Origin of the sequence: Paenibacillus timonensis, from assembly GCF_022427145.1 — a bacterium.
Taxonomy (GTDB): domain Bacteria; phylum Bacillota; class Bacilli; order Paenibacillales; family Paenibacillaceae; genus Fontibacillus; species Fontibacillus timonensis.
On sequence record NZ_JAKSXN010000107.1, the window covers coordinates 1 to 7,225 of the forward strand.

The window sequence follows — 7,225 nt, forward strand, 5'->3', positions numbered from 1 at the left end:
TGGGATGTGAGCAAGGTGCAGTTGGAACTTAACGAAGCTACTCTAGAGAAAGCAGCAAACGTTTGGGTCGGCAGGGAAAATAACTGCAGAAGTGCAGCTGTTTTCGCCGCTTCCCGTTTTTTTCCGGAAATAGCTGCAAGAATGCAGTTATTCCCAAGGGAAAGGCCGATTTTCTCAAAATCACAGAAAATAACTGCACATACGCAGTTATTTCGCCGGTTCAATGAGGAGGTGAGAAAATAACAGCATCTATTCCGTTATTTCGATGATGTCGTGCAATTCAGTTCATGCTTGGATAGGGAGGCGAGGAAAAGAACGGTTAGAGTTAATGCGACGCTAGTGCTTAGACATGTAATAGCGCATCTGGCGTCCGTTAGCCGAGTGCTAGCGCGTTGATGAGGCGGATTATTAACAGCGAGAAGGTTGGATGAAGCAAAGGGGAAGAAGCATAGGCCATGAGGGCGGAGCGTAGCTAGGGGCTACGAGAGCAACGGAAGGCCCGGCTGAATGCAAGATTCGACGCCGAGCCTTCTTCATTGGATTGCTTCGTGATGGAAAGCCGCCTTTTGGAGTTACCTCTTAAAGGCCTTTGGTTTTATCGTCGTTATAGGCTGCAGTCAAAATCCCGCACAAAAACATAGCCAGGACGATGGCAATAATCCAGAACGTTAAAGAGAATGACAAAGCCGAACACCTCCACGTTGTACTCCTTCCCCTATTATACCCGGCCATCGCCTAAAAATAAATCATAATGTGAAGTATTTCATAGACAACGCGGCACCAAGCGGAACGTTAGGTGACTGCTATTTAAAAAACAAGAAATGGGTGGGCACCGGACGAAGCGCGCCGTCGGACGGTTTGTTGACGACCCGGCCATTGACAATCAGGGAGGAAGAGCCTCCGCCGTCCAAATTATAGGCATCCTGTACGCCCATTTTCCACAGCTTGTTCTGCAATTCTTCGAGCGTAGCTCCGGAACGGCCTTGTTCGTTGTCGCCGTCGACGACCAGCACAAGCAGCTGATCATCCTTGTAGTTACCGATCACCGTGCGTGGGGCTCGCAGCGGAGAGGTCTTCCATTTTGGCGGGATCGGGAGCTTGACGCCGTTTTGCAGCAAGATCGGGACGAAGGAGGCTCCGAACTTCGGCTGCAGCTTATCAAGACTCTCCTTGTTCCGAAATTTGCCGCCGATCAATTGGCCCGACCGGTTCATTCCGACGAAAAACAAATCCTTATACGTAGGCTCGAATCCGTTAACGTATTGCCCGTTCAGGATCGTGGTGCTCAAAGGGTAACGTTCCCCGCGGGAATCGGCGAACCCGCCGGCGTTGATGCCGGCAACCGCGCCGTAACGCTGTACCGCTTTTTTTGTCGTTTCCGCTCCTCCCAGTCGATCGTTGCCTAACGTCATTTTCATGGCATCCGGCGACTTGAGACGAATCTTCATGGCATATCCACGGTAAGTACCGGGGTTGATCTTGTACAATTCGATGCGAATCCGGTCGCTTTGAATTGTCTCGAAGGGAGCGCCTAATTTGGACGTAATCCGCCGGTTGTATATGGTTTCAGGCCGAGCGGCCGCGGTTGTTGCCGTTTTGACGATCGAACTCATCGTTTGGGTGGTCTTCTGATACAACTCCGCCGTTTGCCGGATGGAGGAGATCGTCGTTTTGGCATCTTTCTCCGCCTTGGTCAATCCCTCCGATATCGATGCGGTGGTCTGGAATACTTCGGTTTCATGCGTGATGGGGTGGGTAGCCCGATTCCACTCGATGGCGGCCCCGCTGATGAAGAGAGCAAGAAGCAAACCGATTAACGGACCGGTCGTCAGCAGAAAAAAACGGTTGATTTGTTTGACCGGCGTAATCATTTCAACAGGTCCATTTTTTTCTGGAGCGCGGCTAGCTGCTGCTTGACCTCACTCAATTGCGAATACAATTTATTGCTGTTATCCGTTTTTTCGCTGCTGTTGTCCTTCGTGAACTCGAGCAATTCGTTGAAGGCTTCCACCTTGCTTTGCAAATCCTTGACCTCGCCGGACAAAGCGGTTAACTGGGCGGTATAATCCGCCTTCATTTGCTCGGCTTCGTTTTGCCATTTGGCGTCCAGTTGGTCGACCATCGATTGCTTCAAATGATTGCTATACATGTAGGCCGCGGTAACTCCGGCGCCGATCAGTAGGACCCAAATCACTAGAATCATGGCTACGGAAGGCCGCCGTGTCTTCCTGCTGCGACTCGTTTCGGTGACGGTTGCAGGTTCCGTAGAGTAAGGCATGGTAAATCACCTCAAAAATTTTGATAGAAGTTGTGTTGATGCAGTTCTCATTCTATCATGTCGACACTAGGTTCGCAAAAATGATAGATTCGGCATGGATTCGCCAAAATCAAACAGGACGCGGGGGTTGGCCCCCATTGTCTGGAAAATTTGTCCTGAGGTACAATCGCATTTACAGGTGAATGGAAGCGGGGTGTACTTGTGGATACGGGTTTGGATTTGCTGAAGCGTCGGCTGCCGCCGGCTTTCGCCCGGGAGATCGAAGAAGGGCTGCGGGAAGGCAACCTGATATCGTTGGCTGGGTCGCAAGGAATGGGGAGCAGTCTACGCATGGATCGGGAAGATGGCGTGGACGGCGAAGGACAAGACGGAGTACAGGAGGGGCGCAGCGGGGCTGGCGCGCTGCTGGATTGGCTGGTTTCGGCATACGAAGAAGCCGAAGGCATTAGCACGGACCCGCAGCAATGGATGCTGGCGGAAAGCGCCGATGGGGCGCTTGACCTGCTGCTGCGGGCGCTGGTTCCCGGCGGCGGCACGGTGCTCGTCGAGACGCCGGCCGCGCCGGAGGCGCTGGAGCTGATGCGCCGCCGCGGCATCCGTGCGGTCCCGGTGGCCTGCGACCGGGACGGCATGCTGCCGGACGATCTGCGGCGGAAATGCGAGGCGGCCGGGGGGCGGCCGGCTTTGGCGTACGTGACGCCGCATTTTTCGAATCCGTCCGGCCGGGTGTGGAGCCGGCAGCGCAAGCTGGCGCTGCTGGAGTTCAGCGAGCGGCTGGGCGTGCCGATCGTCGAGGACGGTACGGCGAGCCTGTTCCCGTTCGCGGAGGAAGCGGAGGCAGGATTTGGAAAAGAAGTGGAGAAACCAATAAAGGGCAGTCCCGAGAGTCAGGTCAAGGACAATACGAAGAGGATGAGCGGGAGCGTAGTTCCGGGAGAGCAGCAAGCGGAGGACGAGGTGACACGTGAGGCCAACGGCAAGAGCCAGGAGGAGCACACGACAATAGACGAGGTCCAAGGTAAAAACGTGGATGTGATCAAGGCAGAGGGCGCAGAAGGTTCAGAGTGCAGGGCGCGGGGGGATACAATGTCGCTGCATGCGCTGCGGCAGCAAGCGGGTCTATGGGGAGCCGAGATCCTCAGCCTCGGCTCCCTGGAGCGGACGCTGACGCCGCAGCTGCCGCTGGCCTGGCTGCGCGGCGAAGCAAAAACGATGGAACGGCTGCGCCGTGTTCCATCGCCCGGCAGCTCCAGCGCCGCGGGGGCGGCCGTGGCCGAGCGAGCCGGGCGGCTCCACGCCTGGCTCGCCCAGCCGGCGGGGCGCGGGCGCGCTGCCGCCGCCGAGGCTGCGGCGGCGTATGCCGCGCGGCGCGCGCTCGCGCTGGAGCTGCTGCAGGCGCCCGCTTGGCGCGGCGCCTGCGCGGAAGACCCCGGCGGCGGGCTGTACCTCTGGCTGCGCCTGCCCGCCGGGGTATCCAGCGAAGCGCTGCTGCGCGCTTCGCTGCTGGAAGGCACCGCGTTCCTGCCGGGGACGCTGTGCTATGCCAAAGAGCCGGATGATCGCTTCATCCGGCTCACCGTCGCCGCGCATGGACCGGCGCGGCTGCGCGAAGGGCTGGCGCGCCTCACCGCCGCCCTCGCCGAGTTCACGGCGCGCTCCGCGGACTAATCCAGACCGCCCGAATCGGATCAAGGAGGTTGACCCATGGAGACGTTATGGGCGATAGGGAAATTCGTTCTTTTAATTGCAGGCGTTGGGTTGGCGATCTATGTGTATCTGTTATTTATGAGAGGACTAAATCAAATCCCGGACCCTAAAAATCAAAAGGATAAAGACTAAAGGCTATCCCCTTCCCGCTCCGCGGCCGCCGCTACCCGGCGCCACCCGTCGACGACGTGGGCGTATTGGCGAAGCCCCTCCGCGCCGGCCGGCGTCAGCGCGTAGCGACCGCGGACGACGCGGCGGAACCAGCCGTAGTAGTCGCGCTGCAGGATCGCGGCGGCGCTGCCGACGCCGCTGCGGTCGCGCGCGTCCTTCGGCGCCATCTCGCCGCCGCCCTCCTCGATGGCGAGCGCCACGCGCAGCGCCCGTTCGCGGTAGGCCGTCACCAGCTTGGTGCCGGTGCTGCCGCCCACGTTATAGTCGCCGCTGCGTTCGTGGAACTCTTGCAGCAGCTTGTCCGCCCGCCGTTTGACCACCTTCGGCCCCGGGGTGTACAAGGCTTCGTTCCCCGGCGAGCATAGAATCTCCACGAAGGCCGGTTTCGTTTTATACCGGGTTACCGCGATCAGTCCCAGCCCCAGCCGGCGGCAAAGCAACGTGATTTCGCTCCACCGCTGGTTGTGCGCCCCTTTTTTGGCGCGGTTACGCTCTACGGCCAGATACACCTCGGTGCTCAGGCGCTGGCGTTCCAATCCCTGCAGCAGCAGGGGAAGATTAAATGTCTTTTTCATTTCCACGATCAGCGGCTCGTCGCTGCCGGGCTGAACGCCGACCAGGTCGCAATGCCGCACCTCGCTTTTGATCACATACCCCCGCTCCTCAAAAAAAGCCTTCAGCGGAGCGTACAATTCCGTCTCATGCTGTACCGCCATGACGATCCCCTTTTCATTCCCATGATCATGATCCAAATTATATCACAAAGCTCAATTCCTACTTTTTCGATCCGAATATTTTCATCGGAAAAAAGGTCAACTTCTCCCGTCCCGGCGCATAGGAATGTAATACACTTTTTATCGTGGAAGCTCCATATTCGGGTCACGCAAGTTCTGAAGATCGGGGACGCGGGAGAACCCCCAAAGCGGGAGTACAGGAGGTACCTAACATGGACATTTTTGAGCGTATAGCGGCTTACCGGGCGGAAAGCGACTCCTTGTCGTGGAGCGGCACATTTAAAGATTATATCGGACTGTTGGCCCAAGACCCTTCGCCGGCGATGACCGCCCATGCCCGGGTTTATGAAATGATTAAATCCTATGGCATTGAAGAGGAAGACGGCAGAAAAAGGTATAAATTTTTTGAGCAGGAAATTTTCGGGCTCGATCGGGCCATCGAAAAGCTGGTCGAGGAGTATTTCCACTCCGCCGCCCGCCGGCTCGACGTGCGCAAGCGGATTCTGCTTCTGATGGGGCCGGTAAGCGGGGGCAAATCGACGCTCGTGACGCTGCTGAAGCGCGGGCTCGAGAAATTTTCCCGGACGGATCAAGGGGCGGTGTACGCCATCGCCGGGTGCCCGATGCACGAGGACCCGCTTCACCTTGTTCCCCACGAGCTTCGGCCGGAAGTGGAGAAAACGCTGGGCGTCCGGATCGAAGGCAATTTATGCCCCGTGTGCCAGATGAGGCTGAAGACGGAATACGGCGGCGACATCGAAAACGTCAAGGTCGAGCGGGTGCTCTTGTCCGAAGACGACCGCATCGGGATCGGCACGTTCAGCCCGTCGGATCCGAAGTCGCAGGACATTGCCGATTTGACCGGCAGCATCGATTTTTCCACGATCACCGAATACGGATCGGAATCCGATCCGCGGGCGTACCGCTTTGACGGCGAGCTGAACAAGGCCAACCGCGGCCTGATGGAGTTCCAGGAAATGCTGAAATGCGACGAGAAGTTCCTGTGGAACCTGCTGTCCCTGACGCAGGAGGGGAATTTCAAGGCGGGGCGGTTCGCGCTGATCTCGGCCGACGAGCTAATCATCGCGCATACGAACGAAGCGGAGTACAAATCGTTTATCGCCAATAAGAAAAACGAAGCGCTGCAGTCGCGGATGATTGTCATGCCGATCCCTTATAACCTCAAGGTGTCGCAGGAGGAGAAAATTTACGCCAAGCTGATCGGCCAAAGCGATATGAGCCACATCCATATTGCCCCGCATGCCCTGAGGGCGGCGGCGATCTTCTCCATCTTGACCCGGTTGAAGGAGACGAAGAAGCAAGGCGTCGATCTGGTGAAAAAAATGCGTCTCTACGACGGCGAAGAAGTCGAGGGCTACAAGGACGCCGATTTGAAGGAGCTGCAAAACGAGTACCTGGAGGAGGGCATGTCCGGCGTCGATCCGCGTTACGTCATCAACCGGATTTCCAGCGCGCTGATCAAGCAGGATTTGCATTGCATGGGGGCCCTCGATATTTTGCGGGCCATCAAGGACGGCCTGGACCAGCATGCTTCGATCACGAAGGAAGAACGCGAACGTTACCTGAACTTTATCAGCATTGCCCGCAAGGAATACGACGAACTCGCCAAAAAAGAAGTGCAAAAAGCGTTCGTCTACTCATTCGAGGAATCGGCGCGCACTTTGTTCGAGAACTACCTCGATAACATCGAGGCGTTCTGCAACTGGACGAAAATCCGCGATCCGCTTACCGACGAGGAGATGGATCCCGACGAGCGGCTGATGCGCTCGATCGAAGAGCAAATCGGCATTTCGGAAAATGCCAAAAAGGCGTTCAGAGAGGAAATTCTGATCCGCATCTCCGCGTACTCGCGCAAAGGGCGGAAATTTGAATATAACCACCACGACCGGCTGCGGGAAGCGATCGAGAAGAAGCTGTTCGCCGACCTCAAGGACATCGTGAAGATCACGACCTCGACCAAAACGCCGGACGAAAACCAGCTCAAACGCATCAACGAGGTCAGCAAGCGGCTGATCGACGAGCATGGCTACTGCCCGGTGTGCGCCAACGAGCTGCTCCGTTATGTGGGGAGTTTGCTGAACCGGTAACGAGTGAGTGGAAAGGGTAAGGTGGAGGGGGAGCCCTCCGCCTTTTTTGTGTATCTGTTTTGTCCGACGTGTCGAGTTTAACTGGATTTTCTACCGTTAATTTGGAGCAAGAAGGCCGTTTCAGTAAATTAACTGGAAAAAGTAACTCTAATTTCGCGTATTCCCTGCCATACCAGCAAAACCGCCGAAATTTACGTTACTTTTTACAGCTAATCGTCCTCCAAACG

At 56.8% G+C, this 7,225-nt stretch carries 7 protein-coding genes; 4 read left to right on the forward strand and 3 right to left on the reverse strand.

What is annotated here, in order from left to right; genetic code table 11:
- Nucleotides 1–243 (forward strand): hypothetical protein (locus tag MJ257_RS24025; protein ID WP_240271699.1); only part of this gene is annotated, 243 nt, incomplete at its 5' end.
- Nucleotides 244–803: 560 nt separating this feature from the next.
- Here the strand turns inward: MJ257_RS24025 and MJ257_RS24030 are convergent.
- Together MJ257_RS24030 and MJ257_RS24035 are read right to left on the reverse strand one after the other, a co-directional pair.
- Complete coding sequence (locus tag MJ257_RS24030; protein ID WP_240271701.1) at nucleotides 804–1,871, reverse strand: phosphodiester glycosidase family protein; 1,068 nt, start codon at nucleotides 1,869–1,871, stop codon at nucleotides 804–806.
- Nucleotides 1,868–2,278 (reverse strand): hypothetical protein, encoded by a 411-nt coding sequence (locus MJ257_RS24035; protein WP_240271703.1) that lies wholly within the window; start codon nucleotides 2,276–2,278, stop codon nucleotides 1,868–1,870. The genes MJ257_RS24030 and MJ257_RS24035 overlap by 4 nt, the downstream gene beginning before the upstream one ends.
- 201 nt (nucleotides 2,279–2,479) lie before the next feature.
- Between MJ257_RS24035 and MJ257_RS24040 the strand changes: the two genes are divergently transcribed.
- Nucleotides 2,480–3,946 (forward strand): aminotransferase-like domain-containing protein, encoded by a 1,467-nt coding sequence (locus MJ257_RS24040; RefSeq protein WP_240271705.1) that lies wholly within the window; start codon nucleotides 2,480–2,482, stop codon nucleotides 3,944–3,946.
- 36 nt (nucleotides 3,947–3,982) lie between these two features.
- Nucleotides 3,983–4,117: a hypothetical protein gene (locus MJ257_RS24870; RefSeq protein ID WP_275693966.1), complete on the forward strand. Its 135-nt coding sequence runs from the start codon at nucleotides 3,983–3,985 to the stop codon at nucleotides 4,115–4,117.
- Here the strand turns inward: MJ257_RS24870 and MJ257_RS24045 are convergent.
- Nucleotides 4,114–4,872: a DUF2161 family putative PD-(D/E)XK-type phosphodiesterase gene (locus MJ257_RS24045; RefSeq protein ID WP_240271707.1), complete on the reverse strand. Its 759-nt coding sequence runs from the start codon at nucleotides 4,870–4,872 to the stop codon at nucleotides 4,114–4,116. The two genes, MJ257_RS24870 and MJ257_RS24045, sit on opposite strands and share 4 nt — an antisense overlap.
- Before the next feature lie 230 nt (nucleotides 4,873–5,102).
- Between MJ257_RS24045 and MJ257_RS24050 the strand changes: the two genes are divergently transcribed.
- Nucleotides 5,103–6,998 carry a PrkA family serine protein kinase gene (locus MJ257_RS24050; protein WP_240271709.1) on the forward strand — a complete coding sequence of 632 codons (1,896 nt, stop codon included), beginning with the start codon at nucleotides 5,103–5,105 and terminating at the stop codon, nucleotides 6,996–6,998.
- The last annotated feature ends 227 nt before the right edge of the window (nucleotides 6,999–7,225 follow it).